General features: G+C 42.5%; 1 protein-coding gene. It reads right to left on the bottom strand.

Translation table 11 applies throughout. The annotated features are described in order from the left end of the window. Nucleotides 1-207: AbgT family transporter (locus HJY11_RS14930; RefSeq protein ID WP_208076606.1), on the bottom strand; the 207-nt coding region annotated here is incomplete at both ends.

Here is a 207-nt window from a genome sequence, read left to right as displayed (position 1 = left end):
AAGCCTTCAATACTTCAGCTCCCTTAATTGCCAGTATAAGCCCCAGATTAGACCAATCGAAATAGTTCATAAACTGCGCCATAAAGAATATCATTGCAATATAACTTCCCATTCCCGCCATTGCACTTGCCAACCCATCCGCTAAGTCTGCAAAATTCCTGAATTTCCCGGTCTTAAATCCAAATACAGCCCCCGGAATTGCAAACA

This window comes from Bittarella massiliensis (ex Durand et al. 2017) (genome assembly GCF_017566145.1).
Taxonomy (GTDB): Bacteria; Bacillota; Clostridia; order Oscillospirales; family Ruminococcaceae; genus Bittarella; species Bittarella massiliensis_A.
This window is presented reverse-complemented; position numbering and strand designations above follow the sequence as displayed.